The sequence below is a fragment of the Mycobacterium sp. MOTT36Y genome (genome assembly GCF_000262165.1).
Taxonomy (GTDB): domain Bacteria; phylum Actinomycetota; class Actinomycetes; order Mycobacteriales; family Mycobacteriaceae; genus Mycobacterium; species Mycobacterium intracellulare.
The window spans coordinates 5,117,745-5,143,955 of record NC_017904.1 but is presented as its reverse complement, the minus strand read 5'-3'; the positions used below and the strand labels follow the sequence as shown (position 1 = coordinate 5,143,955).

Annotated in this window: 25 protein-coding genes and 1 pseudogene; 15 read left to right on the top strand and 11 right to left on the bottom strand. The window is 68.4% G+C overall.

What is annotated here, in order from left to right; all coding sequences use genetic code 11:
• Positions 1-9: 9 nt before the first annotated feature.
• The 5 genes and pseudogenes from W7S_RS23570 to W7S_RS23550 form a co-directional block, all read right to left on the bottom strand.
• Positions 10-743, bottom strand: a pseudogene (locus tag W7S_RS23570) (hypothetical protein).
• 79 nt (positions 744-822) lie between these two features.
• The gene (locus W7S_RS23565; RefSeq protein WP_014712489.1) at positions 823-1,539 is read right to left on the bottom strand and encodes a hypothetical protein; all 717 of its coding nucleotides are present in this window, start codon (positions 1,537-1,539) and stop codon (positions 823-825) included.
• Positions 1,539-2,099 carry a hypothetical protein gene (locus W7S_RS23560; RefSeq protein ID WP_014712488.1) on the bottom strand — a complete coding sequence of 187 codons (561 nt, stop codon included), beginning with the start codon at positions 2,097-2,099 and terminating at the stop codon, positions 1,539-1,541. The genes W7S_RS23565 and W7S_RS23560 overlap by 1 nt, the downstream gene beginning before the upstream one ends.
• Before the next feature lie 10 nt (positions 2,100-2,109).
• The gene (locus tag W7S_RS23555) at positions 2,110-3,288 is read right to left on the bottom strand and encodes a hypothetical protein (protein WP_014712487.1); all 1,179 of its coding nucleotides are present in this window, start codon (positions 3,286-3,288) and stop codon (positions 2,110-2,112) included.
• A 112-nt stretch (positions 3,289-3,400) separates the two neighbouring features.
• A complete protein-coding gene (locus W7S_RS23550) occupies positions 3,401-3,994 on the bottom strand; it encodes a hypothetical protein (RefSeq protein ID WP_014712486.1) in 594 nt (197 codons plus the stop codon).
• A 318-nt stretch (positions 3,995-4,312) separates the two neighbouring features.
• Between W7S_RS23550 and dnaK the strand changes: the two genes are divergently transcribed.
• From dnaK to W7S_RS23530, 4 genes are read left to right on the top strand one after another with little or no spacing between them, the layout of a single operon-like run.
• Positions 4,313-6,175 carry a molecular chaperone DnaK gene (gene dnaK, locus W7S_RS23545; protein WP_008261534.1) on the top strand — a complete coding sequence of 621 codons (1,863 nt, stop codon included), beginning with the start codon at positions 4,313-4,315 and terminating at the stop codon, positions 6,173-6,175.
• Positions 6,172-6,813 (top strand): nucleotide exchange factor GrpE, encoded by a 642-nt coding sequence (gene grpE, locus W7S_RS23540; RefSeq protein WP_036429540.1) that lies wholly within the window; start codon positions 6,172-6,174, stop codon positions 6,811-6,813. The genes dnaK and grpE overlap by 4 nt, the downstream gene beginning before the upstream one ends.
• Before the next feature lie 49 nt (positions 6,814-6,862).
• Entirely contained in the window at positions 6,863-8,041 is a 1,179-nt protein-coding gene (gene dnaJ, locus W7S_RS23535; RefSeq protein ID WP_008261532.1) for a molecular chaperone DnaJ, read from the top strand.
• Positions 8,041-8,436 (top strand): heat shock protein transcriptional repressor HspR, encoded by a 396-nt coding sequence (locus W7S_RS23530; protein ID WP_008261523.1) that lies wholly within the window; start codon positions 8,041-8,043, stop codon positions 8,434-8,436. The genes dnaJ and W7S_RS23530 overlap by 1 nt, the downstream gene beginning before the upstream one ends.
• 138 nt (positions 8,437-8,574) lie before the next feature.
• Here the strand turns inward: W7S_RS23530 and W7S_RS23525 are convergent, their stop codons facing one another.
• Genes W7S_RS23525 through W7S_RS23515 form a run of 3 tightly spaced genes read right to left on the bottom strand, consistent with a single transcriptional unit; the run spans position 8,575 to position 11,146 of the window.
• Positions 8,575-9,486, bottom strand: a complete 912-nt coding sequence (locus W7S_RS23525) for an aldose 1-epimerase (RefSeq protein ID WP_014712485.1) — start codon at positions 9,484-9,486, stop codon at positions 8,575-8,577.
• A 2-nt stretch (positions 9,487-9,488) separates the two neighbouring features.
• On the bottom strand, positions 9,489-10,679 hold the full coding sequence (locus W7S_RS23520; protein WP_008261520.1) for an FAD-binding oxidoreductase: 1,191 nt from the start codon (positions 10,677-10,679) through the stop codon (positions 9,489-9,491).
• A 32-nt stretch (positions 10,680-10,711) separates the two neighbouring features.
• Positions 10,712-11,146, bottom strand: coding sequence for a DUF3060 domain-containing protein (locus W7S_RS23515; protein WP_008261517.1), 435 nt, complete (start codon positions 11,144-11,146; stop codon positions 10,712-10,714).
• 133 nt (positions 11,147-11,279) lie between these two features.
• Between W7S_RS23515 and clpB the strand changes: the two genes are divergently transcribed.
• From clpB to W7S_RS27740, 9 genes are all read left to right on the top strand, one after another.
• Positions 11,280-13,826, top strand: a complete 2,547-nt coding sequence (gene clpB / locus W7S_RS23510) for an ATP-dependent chaperone ClpB (RefSeq protein WP_008261516.1) — start codon at positions 11,280-11,282, stop codon at positions 13,824-13,826.
• A gap of 117 nt (positions 13,827-13,943) precedes the next feature.
• The gene (locus tag W7S_RS23505; RefSeq protein ID WP_008261510.1) at positions 13,944-15,227 is read left to right on the top strand and encodes an acyl-CoA dehydrogenase family protein; all 1,284 of its coding nucleotides are present in this window, start codon (positions 13,944-13,946) and stop codon (positions 15,225-15,227) included.
• Between the two features lie 89 nt (positions 15,228-15,316).
• Positions 15,317-16,195 (top strand): trehalose monomycolate transport factor TtfA, encoded by an 879-nt coding sequence (gene ttfA / locus W7S_RS23500; protein WP_014712483.1) that lies wholly within the window; start codon positions 15,317-15,319, stop codon positions 16,193-16,195.
• 50 nt (positions 16,196-16,245) lie between these two features.
• On the top strand, positions 16,246-17,019 hold the full coding sequence (locus tag W7S_RS23495; RefSeq protein WP_008261508.1) for an SDR family oxidoreductase: 774 nt from the start codon (positions 16,246-16,248) through the stop codon (positions 17,017-17,019).
• Complete coding sequence (gene pyrE, locus W7S_RS23490) at positions 17,006-17,545, top strand: orotate phosphoribosyltransferase (RefSeq protein ID WP_008261506.1); 540 nt, start codon at positions 17,006-17,008, stop codon at positions 17,543-17,545. Before W7S_RS23495 ends, pyrE begins: the two co-directional genes overlap by 14 nt.
• A gap of 229 nt (positions 17,546-17,774) precedes the next feature.
• Complete coding sequence (locus W7S_RS23485) at positions 17,775-18,677, top strand: hypothetical protein (RefSeq protein WP_008261503.1); 903 nt, start codon at positions 17,775-17,777, stop codon at positions 18,675-18,677.
• Entirely contained in the window at positions 18,674-19,321 is a 648-nt protein-coding gene (locus W7S_RS23480; RefSeq protein ID WP_008261501.1) for an RNA methyltransferase, read from the top strand. Before W7S_RS23485 ends, W7S_RS23480 begins: the two co-directional genes overlap by 4 nt.
• Positions 19,322-19,473: 152 nt before the next feature.
• The gene (locus tag W7S_RS23475; RefSeq protein WP_008261499.1) at positions 19,474-20,613 is read left to right on the top strand and encodes a glycoside hydrolase family 76 protein; all 1,140 of its coding nucleotides are present in this window, start codon (positions 19,474-19,476) and stop codon (positions 20,611-20,613) included.
• Positions 20,610-21,959, top strand: a complete 1,350-nt coding sequence (locus W7S_RS27740) for a 3-oxoacid CoA-transferase (protein WP_008261497.1) — start codon at positions 20,610-20,612, stop codon at positions 21,957-21,959. Before W7S_RS23475 ends, W7S_RS27740 begins: the two co-directional genes overlap by 4 nt.
• Before the next feature lie 15 nt (positions 21,960-21,974).
• Here the strand turns inward: W7S_RS27740 and W7S_RS23465 are convergent, their stop codons facing one another.
• Positions 21,975-22,667: a DedA family protein gene (locus W7S_RS23465; RefSeq protein ID WP_014712482.1), complete on the bottom strand. Its 693-nt coding sequence runs from the start codon at positions 22,665-22,667 to the stop codon at positions 21,975-21,977.
• A gap of 92 nt (positions 22,668-22,759) precedes the next feature.
• On the opposite strand from W7S_RS23465, the gene fbaA reads away from it, so the two are divergent.
• Positions 22,760-23,791: a class II fructose-bisphosphate aldolase gene (fbaA, locus tag W7S_RS23460; protein WP_008261492.1), complete on the top strand. Its 1,032-nt coding sequence runs from the start codon at positions 22,760-22,762 to the stop codon at positions 23,789-23,791.
• 87 nt (positions 23,792-23,878) lie between these two features.
• On the opposite strand, the gene W7S_RS23455 is transcribed toward fbaA, so the two are convergent.
• On the bottom strand, positions 23,879-24,760 hold the full coding sequence (locus W7S_RS23455) for a hypothetical protein (RefSeq protein WP_008261490.1): 882 nt from the start codon (positions 24,758-24,760) through the stop codon (positions 23,879-23,881).
• A 123-nt stretch (positions 24,761-24,883) separates the two neighbouring features.
• Between W7S_RS23455 and W7S_RS23450 the strand changes: the two genes are divergently transcribed.
• Positions 24,884-25,297 carry a DUF3151 domain-containing protein gene (locus W7S_RS23450; protein ID WP_014712481.1) on the top strand — a complete coding sequence of 138 codons (414 nt, stop codon included), beginning with the start codon at positions 24,884-24,886 and terminating at the stop codon, positions 25,295-25,297.
• A gap of 4 nt (positions 25,298-25,301) precedes the next feature.
• Here the strand turns inward: W7S_RS23450 and W7S_RS23445 are convergent, their stop codons facing one another.
• Positions 25,302-26,198, bottom strand: coding sequence for a cation diffusion facilitator family transporter (locus W7S_RS23445; RefSeq protein ID WP_008261485.1), 897 nt, complete (start codon positions 26,196-26,198; stop codon positions 25,302-25,304).
• Positions 26,199-26,211 lie beyond the last annotated feature (13 nt).

Here is a 26,211-nt window from a genome sequence, read left to right as displayed (position 1 = left end):
CCGACGCGATCACGCGCCGCCCGTTGACTGGCCACGAAGGATTCGTTCGATCCGGTCCAGTAGCTCGCTCGGGTTTTGGTGGGCGCCGTCTTTCCAGGCGACGAGGGCTTGAGCAGGTTGATCGGTTGAACGGTCAGATACATCCCGAGCATCACCGTCGCGGTCGTCTCGTTGCTGACATCAGCGGGCTGGTAGGCGATTTCGACCTGCAACCGCTCGGTACCAGCCGCCGCGTTCGGAACGAGCTTGGGCTCGATCGAACGGACATCCTCGCGCCGAATATTGGTCAACTCGCTGCCGCGCTCTGCTATTCGCACAGTCAACACCGACGGGGTGATACGAAGAAGTGATCGGCGCCAGATCCAGATGGAGGTTCCCATCAATAAGGCGGAGATGGCTAGCAGGATGACCCCGCCGTACCACAGCCAAGCCGGATTGCCCGGTCTGAACCCCAAATCGACCATGGCGATTCCTGTCAGCGGGAGAAGCAGTGTGGTGCTGTAGGCGCTGCCCTCGTACCAGGGAATGTAGCGGCAGACGATCTCATCGCCGGTCCGGCTGACCGCGGCACGAAAAATCCGCCGCGGACCGATAAGGATGACCGCGCCGATCGCAGCGAGGACGACAGACAAAGACCAACTGGCTCCGACCATTAGGCCGATGACCGCCATTAGGCACGAGGCGCCACCGAAGGAATGGCGCAGCGCCCGCCTCCGACGGTATTTCGCGGTGCCGTCGGCCATCAGTGACCGTCTCGTGTTGCGGTTACGGGGTCGGGGTGCCGACCCACAGACACTGAGCACGTCGGCCCCGGTCGGGCGGTCACTGTGGATTGCCTCGAAGAATCCCTTCGACCCGGTCCAGCAGCTCGCTCGGGTTTTGGTGGGCGCCGTCTTTCCAGGCGACGAGCGCGTTGAGCAGGTTGATCGGCTGAACAGTCAGCCGCAGGCCAAGCAGCACGGTCTTGACATCCCCGCCGGCGTCCGCGGGTTGGTAAGTGATGGCGACCTGTAACGACGTACCACCTGCCGGCTGCGGGAGGTGCCTGGGCTCGATCGACTCAACGAGCTCACGCCGGATTTCGGTCAAGTCGCCCTTACCCTCGGCCAATCGCACGGTCAACATCCGCGAGCTGAAGCAGAGGAGGCAACGTCGCCACATGCGAACGACGCCCCACACCGTCAATGGGGTCACACCAAGAAGGAGGAATCCGGTGAAGCGCAGCCATGCCGGATTGCCGGGAGCGAACCCCAAGGCGACCGACGCGACTCCCATCAGCGGGAGCAACATTGTCGTGCTGTAGGCGTTGCCCTCGTACCAGGGAATGTAGCGGCAGACGATCGTGTCAACGGTCCGGCTGACCGCGGCGCGAAAAATCCGGCGCTGACCCATGAGGATGATGCCTCCGGTCGCAGCGACGGCGAGAGAAAGAGACCAACTAGATCCGACCAGCACGTTGATAACGGCCAACAGGCACAAGGCGCCACCGAAGGAATAGCGCAGCACCCGCCAGCGGCCCTTTGCCTTGCCGCCGGCCATCACGGCCCCTCTCGCGTTCCGATCACCCGGGCGCGTTGCTGACTGGGGGGCGCCGGATTTGCCGCCGGACCCGGTCGGGCGGTCAGCCAGATATGTGCCCGATCCACCGGCGAATCGTGTAGCGCGGTTACCGTCAGCTGCGCAATAAAGGTCTCCTGTTCGGCGGTGATGATCCGGGACTGTGACGCGCTGTCGATGGTGCCGAGCTCATGGGCGATCTGCATCGTGAGCGCCCCCACCATACCGACGCCCTCTTTGGCTCGGGTGAATTCTCGATGTAGTTCATGACATTTTGGCACCGACTGCGACTGCTGCTCGGACAACATGGCGAACACTCCGTCGGGATCCAGGGGGGTCTCGACGCAATGCATCGTCAACACCGCGTTGGCGCAGAACACGTCGATGAGCGGGTCGTCGCGCCAAACCCAGACCCGTGTACCGATGGCGGAATCGAAGAGTTCCCAACGTGGTGGCACCCCCACCTCAACAAGGAATCTGGCAAACCGATCGACCGGAGACACAGCGAGGCCATGCTGTTTGGTGAACTCATCGAATCGCATCGCGGTCGTCCTATCCGAAGCCGAAGACGGATTCGACGCCGTGCACCACGCTCCCGACCGCATCCGAAACTGGCTCCCAGCTCACTTCGACCGCTTTGGACGCCGCGAAGGCGGCGATTGCTCCGGCACCGGCACCCACCACCAGACCAACCGCAGTCCCTGCGCCCGGAACAATCGAACCGACCAGCGCACCAGCCTGCGCGCCCGCCCACAGACCGGCGGCGACGCCCGCACCCTCCCGGGTGACGGCCTCCGCAACCGAGTTCCCGTCGTGGATATCGGACATGACAGCGGGTACCGCGCTGGCGGCAGCAACCACCCCGCCGACGCGGGAGAATCCTTTCAGCTCGAAGCCGCCGATCTTCGGATCCTCGAACCACCGCAACAATCCCGGATCAGCCTCGCCGGGGCCGGTACCGGGGGACTCGGCGATCAACTTGGTCGTCGCCCCGCGCACACCGTCGGCCGTGCCGCCGGCGATCGCGCCCGCAGTCCCGGTCAGCACCTCGCCCTTCGTCGGGGCCAGGGCGGGTCCCCCGCCGGGTTGGTCGGCCGGTGCCGGGCCGGGTCCTGCAGGGGCAGGTGTGAGGTCGTATCCGTCCGCGTGCAGGGTCCCCATTGCGTTCTGAAACGAGTTGGCGTAACCGTCGCGGGTCGATTGCAGCTGGCCCAGCGCCGCTTTGGTGTCGCGGATGGCGTCGTCTTCGCGGCCGCTGATAAACGCATCCAGCGCGTGTCGATCTTCCGCGGTAAGGGTGGGGTCCTTCTCCAACTCCACCGCTTGGCCGATGAAGCCGTCCAGCTGCTGCAACTGACCTTCCAGCGCCGCGATCTGTCCGGCCGCGGCCTTTTGCGCCTCGGCCAGGTTGGCGGCGATGTTTTCCAGGTCTGCAGCGATCTTGGGCAGCTGCAAGGACTGCGCCCCAAGGGCTTTCGTGACTCGCTGCACTTCGTCGGACCCAGTGATCGGATGGTCCCCGTTTTGGTGGTTCCAGGCAGCGTCGAAGCGACTACGGGCTTGGTCGAACGCATTGGTGGCCTCGGCGGTGCATCGGCCCGCTTTGAGGAAGGCCTCCGCGAGCTGGGATATCTGAAACGGGCTACCGGCCTGCAGGCTCTGATTGATCGCCCACGGATCACCACCGGCTTCAGCGATCAGCGCCGCGACGCTGATGTAGCGCAGTTGCATGGAGTCGTGAGGTCTTCTTGGTTAGGCCGGGACTGAGCGAGCACCGGTAGCTGGTCGGCGACATCACGCGGCAGACCGATCCCCCCGCCACGCCGTCGACAAGGTTACCGCCCTAGAACGTGTTGACCTTGTCGATGCTGACGAACATGCCGTGCTTGGTCTGGTCGTTGGTAAAGCGGGTGCCGTCGACGTTGGCGATGATCGTCCACCCCTGGGCGGCGTAGGTCTGGTAATCGATCTTGACGGTCGGGATGGCTCCGAGGTTGCCCAGCACCCACTGCACCTTGCCGCCGGTGGTGACGCTGACGCCGTTGGCGTGCTCGCCGTCCTGCAGCGGGGAGTTGGTGAAGGGCGCCTCGCAGCCGACGGTGTCCTTGTTGATCTGGCAGCGCGTCACGCCGGATTTGGTCTCGATGAAGACGTAGCCGTTCTGGTCGGGCGGCAGGGGGATGGCGCCGGCCGGATTCGTGGGGCCCGTCGGCGCGGCCGGAGCCGTCGGGACCGGAGCGGCGGTGGCCGACGGCGGCGACGGCGTGGATCGCGGCGTGGGGAAGGACGGTTCGCTCGCGCCCGCCCCGGGCGAAGCCACCGGCCGGCCGCCGATGACGGAGCTGCAGCCGGACACCAGCCCGGAGCCGGCGAACAGGGCTACGAGCAGCAGCGAACCACCGGCCAGGCTCCGCCGCGCATTATCCGAAAACCGCACCCGCCGCTCCCCAGACGATTCGAATGGCGGCACTCAGGTTACCCACCCTCCGACGACAGTCGCTGCACTCGAGTGCCTATCGATGCGGCGCCGATGGTGAAGCTTTACCGTCGCGTGACCGACTCGCGGGGCGACTGTGCGCCGCCACCGCTGGCCCCGGGAACAACACGGGACCGCGGGCCGTTAACATGATCGACAAGTTGAGTGAACCAGGCTCAAGACTAGGTTGACAGCCTATCGCCCTCAGGGGCAGGCTTGAGCGGGGTTCACTCAGCATAGTGGCACCAGACAAGCTCTACACAATCAGGAGGAATCACTATGGCTCGTGCGGTCGGTATCGACCTCGGGACCACCAACTCCGTCGTCGCAGTCCTCGAGGGCGGTGACCCCGTCGTCGTCGCCAACTCCGAGGGCTCGCGGACCACCCCGTCCATCGTCGCGTTCGCGCGCAACGGCGAGGTGCTCGTCGGCCAGCCCGCCAAGAACCAGGCGGTCACCAACGTCGACCGGACCATCCGTTCGGTCAAGCGGCACATGGGCACCGACTGGTCCATCGAGATCGATGACAAGAAATACACCGCCCAGGAGATCAGCGCCCGCGTGCTGATGAAGCTGAAGCGCGACGCCGAGGCATACCTGGGTGAGGACGTCACCGACGCGGTGGTCACCGTGCCGGCGTACTTCAACGACGCCCAGCGTCAGGCGACCAAGGAAGCCGGCCAGATCGCCGGCCTGAACGTCCTGCGCATCGTCAACGAGCCGACCGCCGCCGCACTGGCCTACGGGCTGGACAAGGGCGAGAAGGAGCAGACCATCCTGGTCTTCGACCTCGGTGGTGGCACGTTCGACGTGTCGTTGCTCGAGATCGGCGAGGGCGTGGTCGAGGTCCGCGCCACCAGCGGTGACAACCACCTCGGTGGGGACGACTGGGACGACCGCGTCGTCGACTGGCTCGTCGACAAGTTCAAGGGCACCAGCGGAATTGACCTGACCAAGGACAAGATGGCGATGCAGCGGCTGCGTGAGGCCGCGGAGAAGGCCAAGATCGAACTCTCGAGTTCGCAGAGCACCTCGATCAACCTGCCTTACATCACCGTCGACGCGGACAAGAACCCGTTGTTCCTCGACGAGCAGCTCACGCGCGCCGAATTCCAGCGCATCACACAGGATCTGCTGGACCGCACCCGTCAGCCCTTCCAGTCCGTGATCAAGGACGCCGGCATCTCGGTCTCCGAGATCGACCACGTGGTCCTGGTGGGTGGTTCCACCCGGATGCCCGCGGTGACCGAACTGGTCAAGGAGCTCACCGGCGGCAAGGAGCCCAACAAGGGCGTCAACCCCGACGAGGTGGTGGCCGTGGGTGCCGCTCTTCAGGCTGGCGTGTTGAAGGGCGAGGTGAAAGACGTTCTGCTGCTTGACGTTACGCCGCTGAGCTTGGGTATCGAGACCAAGGGTGGCGTGATGACCAAGCTCATCGAGCGCAACACCACGATCCCGACCAAGCGGTCGGAGACCTTCACCACGGCCGATGACAACCAGCCGTCCGTGCAGATCCAGGTGTACCAGGGTGAGCGCGAAATCGCTTCGCACAACAAGCTGCTCGGCTCATTCGAGCTGACCGGCATCCCGCCGGCGCCCCGCGGCGTCCCGCAGATCGAGGTCACCTTCGACATCGACGCCAACGGCATCGTGCACGTCACGGCCAAGGACAAGGGCACCGGCAAGGAGAACACGATCAAAATCCAGGAGGGCTCCGGCCTGTCCAAGGAGGAGATCGACCGGATGATCAAGGATGCCGAGGCGCACGCCGAGGAGGACCGCCAGCGCCGCGAGGAGGCCGACGTCCGCAACCAGGCCGAATCGCTGGTCTACCAGACGGAGAAGTTCGTCAAGGACCAGCGCGAAGCCGAGGGCGGGTCGAAGGTTCCCGAGGACACGCTGTCCAAGGTCGACGCCGCGATCGCCGAGGCCAAGACGGCCCTGGGCGGCACCGACATCACCGCGATCAAGTCGGCGATGGAGAAGCTGGGCCAGGAGTCGCAGGCGCTCGGGCAGGCCATCTACGAGGCCACCCAGGCCGCGGGCGAGCAGACCGACGCGACCGGTGGTGGTGGGCAGGCTGGCTCCGCTGACGACGTCGTGGACGCGGAGGTGGTCGACGATGACCGGGAGTCCAAGTGACAGAAGGAAACCCACAGGAACAGGTGACCGTCACCGACAAGCGGCGAATCGATCCTGAGACCGGTGAAGTACGGCAGGTCCCTCCCGGCGATACGCCGGGAGGGCCGGCCCCGGCCGATGAGCCGGCGGTTCAGGGCGAGGGCAAGCTCGCCGAGCTGACCGCCGATCTGCAACGCGTGCAGGCCGACTTCGCGAACTACCGCAAGCGGGCGCTGCGTGACCAGCAGGCCGCGGCGGACCGGGCCAAGGCCGCCGTCGTCAACCAATTGCTGGGCGTGCTCGACGATCTCGACCGGGCGCGCAAGCACGGCGACCTCGAGTCGGGCCCGCTGAAGGCGGTGGCCGACAAGCTGGAGGGCGCGCTGACCGGGCTCGGCCTGACGGCGTTCGGCGAGGAGGGCGAGGACTTCGACCCGGTGCTGCACGAAGCCGTCCAGCACGAGGGCGACGGATCTCGCCCGGTGATCGGCACCGTCATGCGGCAGGGCTACAAGCTCGGCGATCAAATCCTGCGCCACGCCATGGTCGGCGTCGTCGACACGGTCGACGACGACGGCGACGAATCGGCCTCGGCCGGTGAGGCTGAGGAAACCGCGCCGGTCGAATCGGACGATAACGCCGGCACGTCCGGTGACTAGACCACACAATCAGCACAACGCAACGCCACAGGTGAGGGGGTGACGCGACATGGCCCAGCGTGAATGGGTCGAAAAAGACTTCTACAAGGAGCTGGGCGTCTCCTCTGACGCCAGTCCCGAAGAGATCAAACGCGCCTACCGCAAACTGGCGCGCGATCTGCACCCGGACGCCAACCCGGACAATCCCGCCGCCGGTGAACGATTCAAAGCCGTGTCGGAGGCGCACAACGTGTTGTCCGATCCGGCCAAGCGCAAGGAATACGACGAAACCCGAAGGCTGTTCGCCGGCGGCGGTTTTGGCGGGCGCCGGTTCGATACCGGCGGCTTCGGTGGCTTCAACGTCGGCGGCGATGGGGCGGAGTTCAACCTCAACGATCTGTTCGATGCCGCCGGCCGCAGCGGTGGCACCAACATCGGCGACCTGTTCGGCGGATTGTTCGGGCGCGGCGCCGGCGGCCGGCCCAGCCGGCCGCGCCGCGGCAACGACCTCGAGACCGAAACCCAGCTGGAATTCGTCGAGGCCGCCAAGGGTGTGGCGATGCCGCTGCGGCTGACCAGCCCCGCGCCGTGCACCAACTGCCATGGCAGCGGGGCGCGGCCGGGCACCAGCCCGAAGGTGTGTCCCACCTGCAACGGCTCCGGCGTGATCAACCGCAACCAGGGCGCGTTCGGTTTCTCCGAGCCCTGCACCGATTGCCGGGGCAGCGGCTCGATCATCGAGCACCCCTGCGAGGAGTGCAAGGGCACCGGGGTCACCACCCGGACCCGCACCATCAACGTGCGCATCCCGCCCGGCGTCGAGGACGGACAGCGCATCCGGCTGCCCGGCCAGGGTGAGGCCGGTCTGCGCGGCGCGCCGTCGGGCGACCTGTACGTGACGGTGCACGTGCGCCCGGACAAGGTGTTCGGCCGCGACGGCGACGACCTGACCGTCACCGTTCCCGTCAGCTTCACCGAATTGGCTTTGGGTTCAACCATTTCGGTGCCCACGCTGGACGGCAAAGTCGGTGTCCGGGTGCCCAAGGGAACTTCCGACGGCCGGATCCTGCGAGTGCGCGGACGCGGTGTGCCCAAGCGCAGCGGCGGCAACGGCGACCTGCTGGTCACCGTAAAGGTCGCCGTGCCACCGAATCTGGAGGGCGCGGCCCAGGAGGCGCTGGAGGCGTACGCCGCCGCCGAGCGCTCCAGCGGGTTTGACCCCCGGGCAGGATGGGCGGGTAATCGCTGATGGCCAAGGGCTCGAGTAATTCAAGAAATGAGGATGCCCGAACGTTCCTGATCTCGGTCGCCGCCGAGCTGGCCGGCATGCACGCCCAAACCCTGCGCACCTACGACCGCCTCGGCCTGGTCAGCCCACGCCGCACTTCCGGTGGGGGACGCCGCTATTCGGAGCACGACGTCGACCTGCTGCGTGAGGTGCAGCGGCTCTCGCAGGACGAGGGGGTCAACCTCGCCGGCATCAAGCGGATCATCGAGCTGACCAACCAGGTCGAGGCGCTGCAGGCGCGGATCAAAGAGTTGAACGAGGAATTGGCGCAGCTGCGCGCCAGCCAGCGCCGCGACGTGGCGGTGGTGCCCAAGAGCACCGCGCTGGTGGTGTGGCAGCCGCGCCGGGGGCGTTAATCCTCGGGAAGTTTCGCTTGCGCCCCAAGGGTTCCTGTCTCCGGGGCACACAACATTCGCAAAAGCGCTAGCGCATGTGCTAGCGCTTTTCGCATGCTCCTGGTGATCAGCAGACAGCGATTGCGGTGACCCAGGTGGTCACTGTGATCGCACCCGGATCGAAAACTGCGTCACCACCGGCTCATCCGGCGCAGCGCAGCGATAGCCGCCGCGGCGCAGCGCGTCGGTCGGTGCGGCCATCGGCTCGAAACAGATGATGGCCTTGGACGGATCGTCGACCGGCGGCGCGAAGATCTGTGCCGCCGGATAGCCCCGCTCGAAATGAACCTCGATGCGGCGTCTGCCCCCGGAGACCGCGAACACCGCGCCCTCGGTGACGTCGTCGTAGGCATCGTCAAAGGCCTTGTCGCGCAACGCCTCTTCGCGCGCCGGCTGCGGCTCGGTCTCTCCGGTGGGCAGCCCCCTGTCGTCAAGATTCAGGTGCCGCAGCGCCGGCGTCTCGACGACCCAGTCACCGCGGGGCACGTCCGGCAGCTGCAGGTAGGGATGAAACCCGAAGCACAGCGGCACCGCCGAGTCGCCGGTGGCGGCGACGGTGGTCCGCACCGTCAGGGTGCGATCGGCCAGTCGCGCGGTCACCGTCAGCACATGCGGGTACGGAAAGCTGGCCAGCAGTCGTGGATCGGCACCGAAATCCACCAGAGCGGTCAGCTCGTTCGGGGACTCGTCCGTCACCCGCCAGCCGGGATAGGCGGCCAGGACGCCGTGGATCGGCAACCCGTTGGGGTCGGCGCGCACCCCGTTCTCACCCGGCATTAGGTCCACCGTCGCGCCCCGCGCGGTATAGGTGTTCCCGCCCAACCGGTTTGCCCACGGATACAGGATCGGGATGCCCATCGTCTTGCCGTCGCTGACATAGGCGTCCAGACCGCGACGTTGGCCGAGCAACTCCGCGTCGGCGTCGCGCAGCGACGTGCCGATCATCCCCGCGTCCGGAACGAACTGGGCAACCAGTGGCGATGAAGGATCGCGCAGGGTGACGACGTGCATGGCTACCTCCAGAGCGGATCGTGCTGAATGCGTTCGGGCGGAGCGCCTTTGGCGAGCAGCGCGGACTTGGTGGCGCTGACCATCGCTGGCCCGCCGCAGATCAGGATCTGACGGTCGCCCCAGCCGCCGTACTTGGTCACCACGTCGGGCAGCCGGCCGATCTGGTGCACGTGCAGGCCCCGCGGCGGCGTGACGTCGGGATAGTCGGCGGCCCACGCCGGGTCGGCGCTGTACTCCGAGACCGGCGACACCGACAGCCACGGGTTGTGCGACGCGACCTGCCACAGGGTGGGCAGGTCGTAGAGTTCGCAGCGGTAGCGCGCGCCGAAGAACAGATGTATCCGCGGGTTGACGGCGTAGCGGGACAGGTCCATGATGAGCGCCCGCAGCGGCGCCAGGCCCGTGCTGCCGGCGACCATCAGCACGTCGCCGCCGTCTCGGTCGACACCCAGGCCGCCGTGTGGGCTGGACAGCCGCCACCGGTCGCCGATGCGGGTTTCGTTGACGATCGCGGTGCTGACCAGGCCGCCCGGCACCAGGCGCACGTGGAACTCGATCCCGCCGCCGGGATCGGCAGGAATGGCGGGGCTCAGATACCGCCAGCGGCGCGGGCATTGCGGCACATGGGCGTTGACGTATTGCCCGGGGTGGTAGTGCATCGGCTGGTCGAGCTGCAGCCGCACGACCGCCAGATCCCGCGACACCCGCAGGTGTTCGATGACGGTGCCGTCCCACCAGGCGGGTCCCTCCTCGGCATCCGCGGCGCCGCTCATCACCCCGGTGATCAGGTTCAGCGACTGCCTGGCCGCGTCGTCGACCGCGCCGGTCCAGGCCGCACCCAGATGCGAGCGCAGCGTCGCCAGCAATGCGCGGCCCAGGGTGTCGTAATGGTGCGGCAGCACACCGTATTTGCGATGGTCCCGCCCGAGCTGGGCCAAAAACGCCACCGGCTCCCGCGCGCGCCGCGCGACCAGTTCGCCGTACACCCAGTGCATCGCGTGGCCGAAAGCGGCGCGCTGGGCGCTCATTTCGGGTGGGAAGAGATCGCGCACCGAGGCGTCGAGGGCGAACCAATGGGTGTAGAAGCGGTGCACCAGCTCGCCGGAATCACCCTGGGAGCCCGAGCGGCCCGCGCCGTCCGGTTCGAAGGCGTCGCGCAGCACGGCCAGCGCTTGGACGTCCTCGAGGCTCACGGGCCCCGATTCTAGGCTCGGATTCCGTGGATTCAGCCCTGCCGGACGACGTTGGCTGTCCCGGCGCTGACGATCTTGGGTGAACCCCAGTGGTAGACAACGACGTTGCCGGCTCCGGATGCGCTCAGCGCGTCCGTGCTGTCGACCGCGACGCGATTGTCGTTGCCGGAGACGGTGACGCTGGTGCAGTGGCCCGTGAGGGTAATCGTGTTGTTCTTTCCGCTCACCGACAGGTAGCCGGCGTGGCAGGGCAGCGTCTTCGTCGTACCGGCGCCGCTCACCTGCAGCGTCCCGGCGTCGGGCACCTCACTGGACTGGCTGCCGTGGGCGAGGTCGGTATGCAGGCCGACCGAGACAAGGCCCGCGACCGCCACTCCGGCGAGGGCGGCCAGCCATAAGCTCCTGCCCCGGCGCGGGGTTCGGGTGGGGTCGGCGGCCTGGTCGGGGTGTTGCATCGTCTGCGTCATCGCTACGGGGGTACCCCGTACGGCGTAGTGCCCAAAACTCGGTAGAGTTGAGCGGAACAGACTCAACATTGACGACGTTGAACAAGCAGACAAGCATTTTTGCCAGCTCCCTTTCGACCCGAATGGAGGCGTCGTGGACTCTTTCAACCCGACCACCAAGACCCAGGCGGCGCTGACCTCGGCGCTGCAGGCGGCCTCGGCCGCCGGTAACCCGGAGATCCGGCCCGCCCACCTGCTGATGGCGTTGCTGACCCAGGCGGACGGCATCGCCGCGCCGCTGCTGGAGGCCGTGGGGGTCGCGCCCGCCACCATCCGCGCCGAAGCCGAGCGCCTGCTCGAGCGGCTGCCGCAGGCCAGCGGCGCCAGCTCGCAGCCGCAGCTCTCGCGCGAGTCGCTGGCCGCCATCACCACCGCCCAGCAACTGGCCACCGAGATGGACGACGAATACGTCTCCACCGAACACCTGATGGTCGGCCTTGCCACCGGCGACTCCGACGTCGCCAAGCTGCTCACCGGGCACGGCGCGTCGCCGCAGGCGTTGCGGGAGGCGTTCGTCAAGGTCCGCGGCAGCGCCCGGGTCACCAGCGCCGACCCCGAGGCCACCTATCAGGCGCTGGAGAAGTACTCGACCGACCTGACCGCGCGCGCCCGCGAGGGCAAGCTCGACCCGGTTATCGGGCGTGACAACGAGATTCGCCGCGTCGTGCAGGTGTTGAGCCGGCGCACCAAGAACAACCCGGTGCTGATCGGCGAGCCCGGCGTCGGCAAGACCGCGATCGTGGAGGGCCTGGCCCAGCGCATCGTCGCCGGCGACGTGCCGGAGAGCCTGCGCGACAAGACCGTCATCAGCCTGGACCTCGGCTCGATGGTCGCCGGCGCCAAGTACCGCGGCGAATTCGAGGAACGCCTCAAGGCCGTCCTGGACGACATCAAGAACTCCGCCGGGCAGATCATCACCTTCATCGACGAGCTGCATACCATCGTCGGCGCCGGCGCGACCGGCGAGGGTGCGATGGACGCCGGCAACATGATCAAGCCGATGCTGGCCCGCGGCGAGCTGCGCCTGGTCGGCGCCACCACGCTCGACGAGTACCGCAAGTACATCGAGAAGGACGCCGCGCTGGAGCGCCGCTTCCAGCAGGTGCTGGTCGGCGAGCCGTCGGTGGAGGACACCGTCGGCATCCTGCGCGGGCTCAAGGACCGCTACGAGGTGCACCACGGTGTCCGCATCACCGACTCGGCCCTGGTGGCCGCGGCGACGCTGTCCGACCGCTACATCACCGCGCGGTTCCTGCCGGACAAGGCCATCGACCTGGTCGACGAGGCCGCCAGCCGGCTGAAGATGGAGATCGACTCGCGGCCCGTCGAGATCGACGAGGTCGAGCGCCTGGTTCGCCGCCTCGAGATCGAGGAGATGGCGCTGGCCAAAGAAGAGGACGAGGCGTCCAAGGAGCGGCTGGAGAAGCTGCGCTCCGAGCTGGCCGACCAGAAGGAGAAGCTCGCCGAGCTCACCACGCGCTGGCAGAACGAGAAGAACGCGATCGACGTGGTGCGCGAGCTCAAGGAACAGCTCGAGGCGCTGCGCGGGGAGTCCGAGCGCGCCGAGCGCGACGGCGACCTGGCCAAGGCCGCCGAGCTGCGCTACGGCCGCATCCCCGAGGTCGAGAAGAAACTCGACGCCGCGCTTCCGCAGGCCGAGGCCCGCGAGAACGTGATGCTCAAGGAGGAGGTCGGCCCCGACGACATCGCCGACGTGGTGTCGGCGTGGACCGGCATCCCGGCCGGACGGATGCTCGAGGGCGAGACCGCCAAACTGCTGCGCATGGAAGACGAGCTGGGCAAGCGCGTCATCGGGCAGCGCAAGGCGGTGACGGCGGTGTCCGACGCCGTGCGGCGCGCCCGCGCGGGCGTCGCCGACCCCAACCGGCCCACCGGTTCGTTCATGTTCCTGGGCCCGACCGGTGTCGGTAAGACCGAGCTGGCCAAGGCGCTGGCGGAATTCCTGTTCGACGACGAGCGCGCGATGGTCCGCATCGACATGAGCGAGTACGGCGAGAAGCACTCGGTGGCCCGGCTGGTCGGCGCCCCTCCCGGCTACATCGGCTACGACCAGGGCGGTCAGCTGACCGAGGCGGTGCGGCGGCGTCCGTACACGGTGATCCTGTTCGACGAGATCGAGAAGGCGCACCCGGACGTGTTCGACGTGCTGTTGCAGGTGCTCGACGAGGGCCGGCTCACCGACGGGCAGGGCCGCACGGTCGACTTCCGCAACACCATCCTGATCCTGACGTCCAACCTGGGCTCGGGTGGCACCGAGGAGCAGGTGATGGCCGCGGTGCGCTCGGCGTTCAAGCCGGAGTTCATCAACCGGCTCGACGACGTCATCGTCTTCGCCGGCCTGGAGCCCGGTGAGCTGGTGGCCATCGTCGACATCCAGCTGGCGCAGCTGCAGAAGCGGCTGGCGCAGCGCCGCCTCACCCTCGAGGTGTCGCTGCCGGCCAAGCAGTGGCTGGCGCATCGGGGATTCGACCCGGTCTACGGCGCGCGGCCGCTGCGCCGGCTGGTGCAACAGGCCATCGGCGACCAGCTGGCCAAGCTGTTGCTGGCCGGCGACGTGCACGACGGCGACACCGTGCCGGTGAACGTCAGCCCCGACGGCGACTCCCTGATCCTGGGCTGAGCCGCGCTCGAACGTCGACTTGTTGTGGTTCTTTCCCCGGAAACCGCCCAACAAGTCGACGTTCGGCGTTTGGACGCGCATTGGTAGCGTCCCACCGACGGCAGATCGGAGGCCAACATGGCGTGGGACTTCAGCACCGAGCCGGATTTCCAGGCGAAGCTCGACTGGGTCGAGGATTTTTGCCGCGAGGAGATCGAGCCGCTGGACTTCGTGTTCCCCTACGCGGTGCGCTCGCCCGATCCCCGGGTGAAGGCCTACGTGCGCGGTCTGCAGCAGCAGATCAAGGACCAGGGGCTGTGGGCGATCTTCCTCGACGAGGAGTTGGGCGGCCCCGGTTTCGGTCAGCTCAAGCTGGCGCTACTGAACGAGGTCATCGGCCGCTACCCGCAGGCCCCGCAGATGTTCGGCGCCGCGGCACCCGACACCGGCAACATGGAGATGCTCGCCGCGTTCGGCACCGAGGAGCAGAAGAAGCGGTGGCTCGAGCCGCTGCTCAACCAGGACATGTTCTCGGCGTATTCGATGACCGAGCCACAGGGCGGATCCGACCCCAGCCTGTTCAAGACCCACGCCGTGCGCGACGGCGACGAGTGGGTCATCAACGGCGAGAAGTGGTTCACCTCGGCGGGACGGGTGGCCGACATCCTCTTCGTGATGTGCACCAACGGCATGTTCGTCGTGCCGCGCCGCACCCCGGGCGTCGAGATCCAGCCCGAGCCGCGCAACCACAACCACATCATCTACAACGACGTCCGGGTTCCGCTCGACCATTTGCTCGGCCCCGAGGACGGCGCCAAGACGCTGGCCCAGCGTCGGCTCGGCGGTGGCCGCATCCACCACGCGATGCGCACCATCGCCCAGTGCCGGCTCGCGTTCGACATGATGTGCGAGCGGGCGCTGTCGCGGGAGTCGCACGGCAAGGTCATCGCGGAGCATCAGATGGTGCAGGAGAAGATCGCCGACTCCTACGCCGCGATCCGCATGCTGCGGCTGCTGGTGCTCGAAACGGCGTGGAAGATCGACAATTCCAGCACCAAGGAGGCCCGCACCGACATCGCGACGGTCAAGTTCACGATGGCCAAGGTGCTGCGCGACGTGTCGTACAACGCCCTGCACATCCTCGGGTCGCTCGGAACCACCGACCTGACGCCGCTGCAGGCGATGTATGCGAGCGCGCCGACGATGGGGCTGGCCGACGGCGCCGACGAGGTCCACAAGGCCACCGTCGCCCGGCGCCTGCTGCGCGACTACAGCCCGCAACAGCATCCGTACTGGCCGACGGAGTACTTCCCCGCCAAGCGGGAGGCGGCGTGGGCGAAATTCGAGCCGAAGTTCCAGGCAGAACCCGAACTGCGGGCCGCGGCCGAGGACTCCAAGAAGTACTTCGCCCGTCGGCGCTGACGCCCGCCCGCGCCGCAATGCATCCTGTGATTGGGTTGTGACCTGGTCGCCTTCTGTGTTCCGGGCCAATAGCAGATACGCTGTTTTGGATGGTCCCCCTCTGGTTCACGCTCTCCGCGCTGTGCTTTGTCGGCGCGGGGGTGCTGCTGTACGTCGATGTCGACCGTCGGCGCGGACGCAGCAGGCGCCGTAAGTCGTGGGCGCGGTCGCACGGATTCGACTACGAGCGGGAATCGGCCGACATCCTCAAGCGCTGGAAGCGCGGCGTGATGTCGACGGTGGGTGACGTGACCGCGCAGAACGTGGTGCTGGGCCAGATCCGCGGCGAGGCGGTCTACATCTTCGACCTCGAAGAGGTCGCCACGGTGATCGCGCTGCACCGCAAGGTTGGTACCAACGTCGTGGTGGACCTGCGGCTCAAGGGGCTCAAAGAGCCACGGGAGAGCGACATTTGGCTGCTGGGCGCGATCGGGCCGCGGATGGTGTACTCCACCAACCTGGACGCCGCCCGCCGGGCCTGCGACCGCCGCATGGTCACCTTCGCCCACACCGCGCCGGATTCCGCCGAGATCATGTGGAACGAGCAGAACTGGACGCTGGTCGCCATGCCGATCACCAGCACCCGCACCCAGTGGGACGAGGGTCTGCGCACCGTGCGGCAGTTCAACGACCTGTTGCGCGTGCTGCCGCCGCTGCCGGAGGAGACCCCGCAGGAGTCCGGGGCACCGGCGGGACCGCGCAACGCGTCGCCGAGCCGCCCGTTGGCGCCGGCGGGCCGCGCCGAGCTGCCGCCCCGGCGCGCGCAGCAGGATGTGGCCGGCCTGATCGGGCCCGACGCCGCGGCGGGCCGCCGCGCGGCCGAGCCGGTGCGCCGCGACCAGCCGCGACCGGAGCCGCGCCCCGATACGCTGCGCCGCCCGCCCCCGACCGGGCGCAACGGCCACCAGGCCACCAACTATCAGCGCTGACGGCGGGTAGCCGGGAGGCCGGTGGGGCCGCCGTCACTAGGATGGCGCTCATGCCCCGCCCCGTCGCCCTGATCACCGGGCCCACCTCCGGGATCGGCGCCGGGTACGCGCGACGCTTCGCCCGCGACGGCTACGACTTGGTGCTGGTCGCCCGCGACGCCGAACGGTTGAACCGGCTGGCGGACGAATTGAAGAGCACCGCAGGCGACGTCGAGGTTCTCCCCGCCGACTTGGGCGATGCGGCCGACCGGCAACGGGTGTGCGGTCGCCTCGCCGCCGGAGTGCGCGTCCTGGTGAACAACGCCGGCTTCGCGACGTCCGGCGACTTCTGGTCCACCGACCCCGCCGTGCTGCAATCCCAGCTCGACGTCAACGTCACCGCGGTCATGCACCTGACCCGGGCGGCGCTGCCGGGCATGCTCGACGCGGGCGCCGGCACGGTCATCAACATCGCCAGCGTCGCCGGGCTGGTGCCCGGGCGGGGCTCGACGTATTCGGCGTCCAAGGCGTGGGTGATCTCGTTCAGCGAGGGCTTGTCCGTCGGGCTGCAGGGCACCGGGGTTTCGGTGCACGCCGTGTGTCCGGGCTACGTGCGCACCGAATTTCACGCCCGCGCCGGGATCGACATGTCCAAGTCGCCGTCGTTCATGTGGCTCGAGGTCGACGACGTGGTCGGCCAGAGCCTCGCCGACATCGCCCGCGGCAAGGTGATCAGCATTCCCGGTCTGCAGTACAAGGCGATCATCGCCGCCGAGCGGATGATCCCGCGGACCCTGATGCGGGCGGTCACCAAACGAGTCGGTGGTGGCCGTGGCCGAACCTGAGCGCGAGGAGCTGGCCGAACTGGTGCGCCGCCTGGCGGTGGTGCACGGCCGGGTCACGCTGTCGTCCGGCAAGGAGGCCGACTACTACGTCGACCTGCGCCGGGCGACCCTGCACCATCGCGCGTCGGCGCTGATCGGCAAGCTGATGCGCGAGCTGACCAGCGACTGGGACTACGCGGTGGTGGGCGGGCTGACCCTGGGCGCCGACCCGGTGGCCACCGCCATCATGCACGCGCCGGGCCGGCCCATCGACGCTTTCGTTGTGCGCAAGTCCGCCAAAGCCCATGGGCTGCAACGACTTATCGAAGGCTCCGAGGTCTCCGGGCAGCGGGTGCTGGTGGTCGAGGACACCAGCACCACCGGCAACTCGGCGCTCACCGCGGTGCGCGCCGTGCAGGACGCGGGCGGCGAGGTGCTGGGGGTGGCCACCGTGGTGGACCGCGCCACCGGCGCCGCCGAGGCCATCGAGGCCGAGGGGCTGCCGTACCGCAGCGTGCTGGGACTGGCCGAGCTGGGGCTGGGCTAGGTGCCGGCGACTTTTTCGATGCACCGATTGCCACACCCGCCGCAGCGGTCCCTGGCCGGGGCGATGTGCGTGGTGCCCGCCTCGCAGCGACAACGGCGTCGAGGCGCGCAGGCGCCCGATTTGTCGCTCGGAGGTGGGCAATTCGCCACTCCTTTCCGGCGGGGACTGCTGTGCCGCATGTGCCTCGCGTGGCCCATGCGTTCGGGTCCGTCCCCGAGGCGCTGATTCGATGCGCGCCGTCCTTGCGATCGCCGCGTGCCTGGCGCTCTGCCTGGCCGGCTGCTCATCGACCAACCCCGCCGCCGCGCCCTACGGGGCCCAGGGCGCGCGGCTCGGCGAATCGCTGGCGCTGCTGGGCTGGAACATGTCCGTGTCGAACCTGCGCTGGGACGGCGACTATGTGCTGGTGGACGTCGACGCGAGTCCTGCCTCGACCAAGGACCCGCACGCCAAACCCACCGACATCCGCTTCGGCCTGTACGGCGCGCTGGCCCACCCCATGGAGGCCGACGGCCTGGGCAGCTGCGAGAACGCGAAGACCGGCGTGCACGACATTCGCGCGCCGCTGTCCGCGCCGCCCGACCGGCTCACCGGCACGGTTTGCCTTGGGCCGCTGAAGGATCGGAGTCAGGTCCGCGGCATCTACGGCTACTCGCCGCGCGACCGCATCCCGAACAGCTCGTCGGCCTATCCGGTCGCCTTCCCGGTCGGCCTCCTGCCGACCAACCCCAACGACAGCGGCGGGCTGGCGGTCAAGACCGCCAGCCTGACGGCATGGCGGGCCGACGGCAAACCGGTGACCAAGGCGCAACTGGGTGATCCGGGGGCGTTCACCGGCAACGGCTACATGCTGCTCGGGTTGGAGGCCACCGCCATCGCGGCCCGCTACCGCGACGAGTCCGCCAAGCGCGGCGGCCCGATGATGTTGCTGGCCTCGCCGACGCTGCCCGCCCCGGGACTCAACCCCGCCTGCGCGACCTACGGCTCGTCGGTGCTGATCCTGCCCGACGCGTCGCTGGACGCGGTGCACGTCAACGCCTCGCTGTGCACCCAGGGCGAGATCAACGACGCGCTGCTCTACGCGACACTGGCCATCGACGGCACGCACGCCGGGGTGTGGACCCAGCGATGAGCGGACCCGGGCCCACCGAATGGTCCGCGACCCCGCCCGCCGGCGTCGGGCCGTGGCCGGGCGAACCACCCGACGACCCGCGGTATGACCCAATCCTGTTGCGCGAGGGCGACACTCGCAACGTCGTCGACGCCTACCGGTACTGGACCCGGGAAGCCATCGTCGCCGACATCGACCGGCGACGGCATCCCCTGCACGTGGCGATCGAGAACTTCGGTCACGACGCCAACATCGGTTCGGTGGTGCGCACCGCCAACGCCTTCGCCGTGCACACCGTGCACATCGTAGGGCGGCGGCGGTGGAATCGCCGTGGCGCCATGGTGACCGACCGCTATCAGCGGCTGTGCCACCACGACAGCACCGCCGAGCTGCTCGACTTCGCGGCGGACGCCGGCCTGACCGTCGTCGCCGTCGACAACGTCCCGGGCGCGGCGCGGCTCGAGGAGACCGCGCTGCCGCGCGAGTGCCTGCTGGTGTTCGGTCAGGAGGGGCCCGGCATCACCGACGACACCCGCGGCGGCGCGACCCTGACGGTGTCGATCGCCCAGTTCGGCTCGACGCGCAGCATCAACGCCGGCGTCGCCGCGGGGATCGCCATGCACACCTGGGTGGAGCAGCACGCCGACCTGTCCCGCGCCTGGTGACACCCGCCGGGCGCGTTGAGTGTGAACCGGCGGCGTTGACTGTGCGCTGACGGCGGGCCAGCTCGGCGTGTCGCCGCCACACATGCACACCGAAAGCCCTGCGTTCACACTCGACGCCGCGCGCTCACACGCATGCGGCAGGATCGGCAGGTATGGATCAGCTATGGGCCAACCGGGCGGCCAGCTGCGAAGCCGCTGTCACACAACGGCACCTGAAGCGGCTGTGGGGTCTACCCGCCACACAGCTCGGGGTGGTGGCCTGGCCGGCGCAGCGCAAAGACCGGCTGTTCGGGACCTGGCACTACTGGTGGCAGGCGCATCTGCTGGACTGCCTCATCGACGCCCAGCAGCGCGATCCGCAGCCCCACCGGCACACCGAGATCAACCGGCAGGTCCGTTCGCACCGGCTGCGCAACAACTTCTCGTGGATCAACAACTACTACGACGACATGGCCTGGCTGGCGCTGGCGCTCGAACGTGCCGCGCGCATCGCCAGCGTCGAGCGCCGAAAAGCGTTGCCCAAGCTGGCGAACCAATTCCTGACGGCGTGGTCGCCGGAGGACGGCGGCGGCATCCCGTGGCGCAAGCAGGACAAGTTCTTCAACGCCCCGGCCAACGGCCCCGCGGGGATCTTCCTCGCCCGGTACGGCGATCACCTGAAACGTGCCGAGCAGATGGCGAATTGGATCGAGGCGACGCTCATCGACCCCGAGACGCACCTGGTGTTCGACGGCATCAAGGCGGGGTCGCTGGTGCGCGCGCAGTACACCTACTGCCAGGGCGTGGTGCTGGGGCTCGAGACCGAGCTGGCCGCCCGCGCCGGGGCCGAGGTGAGGGCCCGGCACGCCGCGCGGGTGCATCGGCTGGTCGCGGCCGTGCGCGAGCACATGGCCCCGGCGGGCGTGCTGGTCGGCGCCGGCGGCGGCGACGGCGGCCTGTTCGCCGGCGTGACCGCCCGCTACCTGGCGCTGGTGGCGACCACGCTGCCGGGGGATTCGCCGGAGGACGCGATGGCCCGCGATACCGCCCGCCAGATCGTGCTGGCCAGCGCGAAGTCGGCGTGGGACTACCGCCAGACGGTGGACGGGCTGCCGGTGTTCGGCCCGTTCTGGGACCGCGACGCCCAGGTGCCCACCGCGGGCGGCAAAGAGGCTGAGTTCGTCGAGGGCGCGGTGATGGCGTCCGAGGTCGCCGAGCGGGACCTGTCGGTGCAGCTGTCGGGGTGGATGCTCATGGAGGCCGCCTGTAACGTCTCCGCCGAATCGTCGCACGAGGACAGGAGCGCCCTGTGAAGAAAGTCCACCCCGACGCGGAGTCGGCGCTGCACGGCCTGCTGAAGGACGGCATCACCATCGCCGCCGGCGGCTTCGGCCTGTGCGGCATCCCGGAGAAGCTGATCCGGGCCCTGGTGGACAGCGGCATCAAGGACCTCACCATCGTCGGAAACAACGCCGGCGTAGACGATTTCGGCATGGGCCTGCTGCTCAAGGGCAGGCAGGTGAAGAAGGTGATCGCCTCCTATGTGGGGGAGAACAAGGAGTTCGAGCGGCAGGTGCTGGCCGGCGAGCTCGACCTCGCGCTCACGCCCCAGGGCACGCTGGCGGAGAAGCTGCGGGCCGGCGGCGCCGGGATTCCCGGCTTCTACACGCGCACGGCCTACGGCACCAATCTCGCCGAGGGCAAGGACACCCGGGTCTTCGACGGTACGGAATACGTTCTGGAAGAAGGCATCCGGGCGGACGTGGCGCTCGTCAAGGCGTGGAAGGGTGACACGACCGGCAACCTCGTCTACCGCAAGACGGCGCGCAATTTCAACCCCATGATCGCCACCTGCGCCGCGGTCACGGTGGCCGAAGTCGAGGAGCTGGTCGAGGTCGGCGAGCTGGATCCGGACCTGATCCACACCCCCGGCATCTACGTGGACCGCATCATCGAGGGCATCGGCTACGAGAAGCGCATCGAGTTCCGCACCACCAGCGGCGGCGCAGCGCTGAAGAACGACAGCCCCATTCGCGAGCTCATGGCCCAGCGCGCGGCCCGCGAATTGCGCGACGGCTACTACGTGAACCTGGGCATCGGCATCCCGACGTTGGTGGCCAACTTCATTCCCGACGACATCAACGTCACGCTGCAGTCGGAGAACGGCTTGCTCGGCATCGGGGCCTACCCGAGCGAGGACAGCGTGGACCCCGATCTCATCAACGCCGGCAAGCAGACCATCACGAGCCTGCCCGGCTCCAGCTTTTTCAGCAGCGCCGACTCCTTCGCGATGATCCGCGGCGGCCACATCGACCTGTCGATCCTGGGCGCGCTCGAGGTGGCCGAGAACGGCGACCTGGCCAACTGGATGGTGCCCGGCAAGATGGTCAAAGGGCCTGGCGGCGCAATGGATCTCGTGTCGGGTGTCAAGCGGGTGATCGTCGTCATGGACCACACCGCGAAAGACGGCAGCCCGAAAATCCTCAAGCAATGCACGTTGCCGCTGACCGGCAAGGGCGTGGTCGACATGATCATCACCAACCTGTGCGTCTTCGACGTCGAGCCGGGGCAGGGGCTGGTGCTCACGGAACTGCATCCCGGGGTGACGGTCGAGGACGTCCGCGCCAAGACCGGCTGCGATTTCACCGTCGCGGTCTGAGCCGCGCGCGGCCCGCTACTCGGAGGCCGGCAGCTTCTCGGGTTCCCGGGCGGCGGTCTCCGTCGCGCGGCGGCGGCCCCGATAGCCGCGCCAGGCAGCGACGAACGCCGGGATCATCGACACGAACAGGATGGCGAGGATGATCTTTTCCAGGTTGTGGTGCACGAACGGCACGTTGCCCAAGAAGTAGCCCGCGAGGGTCGCGCCGCCGCCCCAGGCGATGCCGCCGACGATGTCGAACCCCAAGAACAGCGGATAGCGCATGTAGGACACCCCGGCGATCACCGGGACGAACGTCCGCACGAACGGCGCGAACCGGGCCAGGATGATCGCCCAGGGCCCGTACTTCTCGAAGAACGCGTGTGACTCGGTCACGTAGTGCTTCTTGAAGAACCGCGAGTCTTCCTTCTTGAACAGCGCGGGCCCGATCCGCCGCCCGATGAAATATCCGGTCTGATCGCCCAGGACCGCGACCGTGGCGACGCACGGCGCCAGCACCCAGATGCTGACCGGTGGGTGCGGATGCGCGGCCAGCAGGCCGCCGGTGAACAGCAGCGACTCGCCGGGCAGCAACGGGAACAGCAGCCCGGTCTCGATGAAGACGATGACCAGGATCCCGGGCAGCACCGCCGACCCGAAGACGCCGTCGGCGCCCAGCCAATACATCGGGTCGAGGATGGCGGGCAGGGCCGTCACGGCGGTACTCATGATCCATCAACATACCGGCCCGCGGTGAGCCGCCCGCCGACCTGGACGATACTGGGTGGACCCGGCCGCAGAAGGGGCAGAAGGGAGTTGCCATGCCCATCGCCACGCCCGAGGTCTACGCCGAGATGCTGCGCCGCGCCAAGGAGCACTCGTACGCCTTCCCCGCGATCAACTGCACCTCGTCGGAGACGGTGAACGCCGCCCTCAAGGGCTTCGCCGATGCCGGCAGCGACGGAATCATCCAATTCTCCACCGGCGGAGCCGAATTCGCGTCCGGCCTCGGAGTCAAGGACATGGTCGCCGGGGCGGTGGCGCTGGCCGAGTTCACCCGATCCATCGCGGCCAGGTACCCGATCAACGTCGCGCTCCACACCGACCATTGCCCCAAAGACAAGCTGGACACCTACGTCCGCCCGCTGCTGTCGATCTCGGCCGACCGGGTCAGCGCGGGCGGCGCGCCGTTGTTCGGATCACACATGTGGGACGGGTCGGCGGTGCCGATCGACGAGAACCTGGCGATCGCCCGGCAACTACTCACCGAGGCGTCGGCCGCCAAGATCATCCTCGAGATCGAGATCGGCGTGGTGGGCGGGGAAGAGGACGGCGTCGCCAACGAGATCAACGACAAGCTCTACACCACGCCGGAGGACTTCGAGAAGACCATCGACGCGCTGGGCCACGGCGAGCACGGCAAGTATCTGCTGGCCGCCACGTTCGGCAACGTGCACGGCGTGTACAAGCCCGGCAACGTCAAGCTGCGCCCCGACATCCTGGCCCAGGGCCAGAAGGTGGCGGCGGCCAAGCTCGGGTTGCCCGACGACACGAAACCGTTCGACTTCGTCTTCCACGGCGGCTCCGGATCCGAGAAGTCGGAGATCGAGGAGGCCCTGCGCTACGGCGTGGTGAAGATGAACGTCGACACCGACACGCAGTACGCGTTCACCCGCCCGATCGCCGGCCACATGTTCACCAACTACGACGGCGTGCTGAAGGTCGACGGCGACGTCGGGGCCAAGAAGGCCTACGACCCCCGCAGCTACCTCAAGAAGGCCGAGGCGTCGATGTCGGAGCGGGTGGTCCAGGCGTGCACGGACCTGCACTGCGCCGGAAAGTCGATCGCCTGACCCCGTCGAGCGTCGACTTCTGGGGCTGAATCCGGCCCGTTTCGCGCAACAACTCCACGGTCGGCGGGCAGGGGGCGGGCTAGCGGGTCACCCGCTGGCGGACTGGCAGATCTTCCACTGGTCGTCGCGGTACTGCAGGTCCAGGCTGCGGGTGGAGCGCACCTGCGGGTCGTAGGCCATGAACGTGGTGACGTTGGCCTCGGCGTGCTGGCCGTTGACGACGACCTGGTCGATGCTGGCGATCACCGGATACTGCTTGGCCGCCGAGACCCGCCGGTACGTTTCGTCCCAGGAACGTTCGTCGTAATCGGCGTAGCCGTCGCGGGTGGTGCCGCAGGTGATGGTGCGCAGCGTGGTCAGGTCGCCCCGCTGAATCGCGACGTCGAAGTTGCCGATCGTGTGCCGGACCTGGTCTTCCTGCGAGACGCCGGTGTGTTTACCCCGGGTGAGCAGCACTGTGCCCAGGATCGCGATCGCCGCCAGCGCCAGCACGATCACGACGATCGCCAGTATCCACCCCCAGTTGAATTGCCTGGAGGTGCGCAGCTTCCCGCCGAGCCGGGGTGGGATCGATTGCGGGACAGCGGCTTTGGGCGGGGCCCCGAACTGCGCGGTCCCGTCCTGTCCCGGCGTGGCGAAGACCTCGGTGGCGGGCTCCGGGGTGGTGGAGATGATCGTGGTTTCTTTCGCGTCAAACCCCGGGGCGGTGAAGCGACGCTCGCGCTGCGGTGCCTCCGGCACTTCCTGGGGACCGCTGTGCGGGTCGGGTTTGTTGATCACCACGGTCTCGGTCTCGGCGTCGTTGGGGACCATGGGCACGCTCTCGGTGGCGTCGTCACCGGTCTCGAAGCCGCCGTCGGGGCCGGATTCGGCCCCCCACTCGTCGCTCGGATCGTTGCGAGACTCGCGTGGGTCGAACCCGGGCCGGTTCGGCGGGCCGCCGCGGTCGGGCTCGGATGGGTTGGGCATGAGTACTACTGTCCTCCCGCTGTCGAGTGGGGTAGTTGCAGAGCTTAGCGACCGAGACCCCGGCCCGGGGCGATGGCCGAGGTGCGTCCCGCGGGCAAAACGGGCGAGCTGCAGAATAGAGCCATGACGCCGATGAAGGATCTGCTAGGGCCCGACCCGATCCTGCTGCCCGGGGACCCCGACACCGAGGCGGAGCTGCTGGCCGGCGAGAAGCCGGGCATCGTCGCCGCCGCGCATCCGACGGCGTCGCTGGCCTGGGCGGCGCTGGCCGAGCAGGCGCTGGTCGACGACCAGGCCATCACCGCGTACGCGTACGCCCGCACCGGCTATCACCGCGGCCTGGACCAGCTGCGCCGCAACGGCTGGAAGGGTTTTGGCCCCGTCCCGTATTCGCACGAGCCCAACCGCGGCTTCCTGCGCTGTGTGGCCGCGCTGGCGCGCGCCGCCGACGCGATCGGCGAAACCGACGAGTACGCACGGTGCCTGGACCTGCTCGACGACTGCGACCCCGAGGCGCGCAAAGCGCTTGGGCTGTAACGCCTTAAAAGCTCTCCGAGCAATCGGTGTCGTCGGGGCAGTCGATCTGAACGGTGGCGTGTTCCAGCCCGCGGGCCGATAGCACCGCCCGCGCGTCATGCAGGACCCGGGCGGGGTCCCCGGTGCTGGTCAGGTGCGCCGTGCACATGTCTTTGCCCGGCGACAGCGTCCACACGTGCAGGTCGTGCACCCCCGTCACGCCGTCGACGGCGGCGAGGGCGCGGCGCAGCTCCTCGACGTCGATGTGGGTCGGCGACGACTCGGAAAGGATCCGCAGCGCGTCGCGCGCGAGCGCGATCGCCCGGGGCAGCACCCAGAGCGCGACGAGCACGGCAACCACCACGTCGGCGTAGGGCCAGTGCGTCGTCACGGTGACCACGCCGGCGATCAGCACGCCCAGGCTGCCGACGGTGTCGGCGACGACCTCCATGTAGGCGCCCTTGACGGCCAGGCTCCCCGACGAGTGGGACCGCAGCAGCAGCGCGACGGCGAAGTTGGCGGCCAGCCCGGCCAGCGCGACGACGATCATCGGCACGCCTGGGACGGCGGGCGCCTCGCTGAGCCGCCGGACGGCCTCGTAGAGGATGAACGCCGCCACCCCGATCAGCAGGCCCGCGTTGGCGACGGCGGTGAACACCTCGGCGCGATGCCAGCCATACGTGCGGGCCGGCGACGAGCTGCCGCGGCGGGCCAGCGTGACGGCGGCCAGCCCCATGAACACGGCGACGACGTCGGTCAGCATGTGGCCGGCGTCGGCCAGCAGCGCGATCGAGTTGATCAGCAGCGAGGTGGCCAGTTCCACGACGAAGAACGCCGCCAGGATCGCCGCGGCGGTGACCATGCGCGGGATCAGCCGAGCGTCGTCCGTCTCGGCCGGGGTGTGGTTGTGGCCGGCGCCCATGCCGGGAAATATA

Coding starts and splice junctions, on each gene's coding strand:
- W7S_RS23565 (WP_014712489.1), bottom strand. CDS start 1,539: ATGGCCGGCGGCAAGGCAAAGGGCCGCTGGCGGGTGCTGCGCTATTCC.
- W7S_RS23560 (WP_014712488.1), bottom strand. CDS start 2,099: ATGCGATTCGATGAGTTCACCAAACAGCATGGCCTCGCTGTGTCTCCG.
- W7S_RS23555 (WP_014712487.1), bottom strand. CDS start 3,288: ATGCAACTGCGCTACATCAGCGTCGCGGCGCTGATCGCTGAAGCCGGT.
- dnaK (WP_008261534.1), top strand. CDS start 4,313: ATGGCTCGTGCGGTCGGTATCGACCTCGGGACCACCAACTCCGTCGTC.
- dnaJ (WP_008261532.1), top strand. CDS start 6,863: ATGGCCCAGCGTGAATGGGTCGAAAAAGACTTCTACAAGGAGCTGGGC.
- W7S_RS23530 (WP_008261523.1), top strand. CDS start 8,041: ATGGCCAAGGGCTCGAGTAATTCAAGAAATGAGGATGCCCGAACGTTC.
- W7S_RS23525 (WP_014712485.1), bottom strand. CDS start 9,486: ATGCACGTCGTCACCCTGCGCGATCCTTCATCGCCACTGGTTGCCCAG.
- W7S_RS23515 (WP_008261517.1), bottom strand. CDS start 11,146: ATGACGCAGACGATGCAACACCCCGACCAGGCCGCCGACCCCACCCGA.
- W7S_RS23505 (WP_008261510.1), top strand. CDS start 13,944: ATGGCGTGGGACTTCAGCACCGAGCCGGATTTCCAGGCGAAGCTCGAC.
- ttfA (WP_014712483.1), top strand. CDS start 15,317: ATGGTCCCCCTCTGGTTCACGCTCTCCGCGCTGTGCTTTGTCGGCGCG.
- W7S_RS23495 (WP_008261508.1), top strand. CDS start 16,246: ATGCCCCGCCCCGTCGCCCTGATCACCGGGCCCACCTCCGGGATCGGC.
- W7S_RS23485 (WP_008261503.1), top strand. CDS start 17,775: ATGCGCGCCGTCCTTGCGATCGCCGCGTGCCTGGCGCTCTGCCTGGCC.
- W7S_RS23480 (WP_008261501.1), top strand. CDS start 18,674: ATGAGCGGACCCGGGCCCACCGAATGGTCCGCGACCCCGCCCGCCGGC.
- W7S_RS23475 (WP_008261499.1), top strand. CDS start 19,474: ATGGATCAGCTATGGGCCAACCGGGCGGCCAGCTGCGAAGCCGCTGTC.
- W7S_RS23465 (WP_014712482.1), bottom strand. CDS start 22,667: ATGAGTACCGCCGTGACGGCCCTGCCCGCCATCCTCGACCCGATGTAT.
- fbaA (WP_008261492.1), top strand. CDS start 22,760: ATGCCCATCGCCACGCCCGAGGTCTACGCCGAGATGCTGCGCCGCGCC.
- W7S_RS23455 (WP_008261490.1), bottom strand. CDS start 24,760: ATGCCCAACCCATCCGAGCCCGACCGCGGCGGCCCGCCGAACCGGCCC.
- W7S_RS23450 (WP_014712481.1), top strand. CDS start 24,884: ATGACGCCGATGAAGGATCTGCTAGGGCCCGACCCGATCCTGCTGCCC.
- W7S_RS23445 (WP_008261485.1), bottom strand. CDS start 26,198: ATGGGCGCCGGCCACAACCACACCCCGGCCGAGACGGACGACGCTCGG.